This window comes from Flavobacterium cyanobacteriorum, from assembly GCF_002251835.1.
In the GTDB taxonomy this organism is placed as follows: Bacteria; Bacteroidota; Bacteroidia; order Flavobacteriales; family Flavobacteriaceae; genus Flavobacterium; species Flavobacterium cyanobacteriorum.
In genome coordinates, this window is record NZ_NOXV01000057.1 from 1 (window position 1) to 1,243 (window position 1,243).

Consider the following 1,243-nt stretch of genomic DNA (forward strand, 5'->3'; position numbering starts at 1 on the left):
TTTGTTGACAAAAATTTGAGGTATCACGGTTTAATTCAAGCCTTTTCGAGAACAAATCGGATATATGATGCAACAAAGACATTTGGAAATATTGTTACTTTCCGTGATTTAGAAAAAGCAACTATTGATGCAATTACGCTTTTCGGAGATAGTAACACTAAGAATGTGGTTCTTGAAAAGAGCTATAAAGAATATTTAGAAGGCTTTACGGACATTGCTACAGGTGAAGCACGCAGAGGTTACGTTGAAGTAGTTAAAGAGTTAAATGAGAGATTTCCTAATCCTGATGAAATTGTAAAAGAGAAAGATAAAAAAGAATTTGCAAAGCTATTTGGAGAGTATTTGAGAGTAGAAAATATACTCCAGAATTATGATGAATTTAACCACCTTAAGGCAATTCAGGGAATTGATATAAATAATCCTGAGGCAATAGAAGAATTTAAAAAAACGCATTTTGTGACAGACGAGGATATTGTCGCAATGCAAAAAATAGAATTACTCAAAGATCGGACGGTTCAAGATTATCGTTCAACTTATAATGATATACGTGACTGGTTAAGACGCGAGAAAAAAGGTAAAGAATCAGAAGAGTCAACGATTGATTGGGACGATGTTGTGTTTGAGGTTGACTTACTAAAATCACAAGAGATAAACCTTGACTACATTCTTGAATTGATTTTTGAGAACAACAAAAAAACTAAAGATAAAGACACATTAATTACTGAAATACGCAGAGTTATTCGTGCAAGTGTTGGCAATAGAGCTAAAGAGAGTTTAGTTGTTGATTTCATCAATGAGACAGACCTTGACACCTTGCAAGACAAAGCAAATGTTATTGATTCTTTTTTTGCATATGCTCAAAGAAAACAAAAGGCAGAAGCCTCAGAATTAATCACTGAAGAAAATTTAAATGAAGAAGAAGCAAAGCGATACATAACAGCCTCTTTAAAACGTGAATATGCTAGTGAAAATGGTACAGAATTAAATGCTCTTTTACCGAAAATGAGTCCTTTAAATCCGCAGTATTTGACCAAGAAGCAAAGCGTTTTTCAAAAGTTGGTTTCGTTTGTAGAGAAGTTTAAAGGAGTTGGAGGTCAACTATAAATAATGATAAAGGAAGAACAATGAATAGCCAGCCCAACAGCCACACACATTGCCAAGCCGCACAAGCCAACGCACAGACCAAAGCTTGGCAAAGAGTGTGTCTGTCCCACCCTGACAAAATTGAATTAAAAAAATCTTC

Annotated in this window: 1 protein-coding gene; it reads left to right on the forward strand. The window is 34.6% G+C overall.

Annotated elements, in window-relative coordinates; translation table 11 throughout:
* On the forward strand, positions 1–1,104 hold a 1,104-nt coding region (locus tag CHU92_RS00520; RefSeq protein WP_129582957.1), incomplete at its 5' end, for a type I restriction endonuclease subunit R, EcoR124 family.
* Positions 1,105–1,243: the final 139 nt, after the last annotated feature.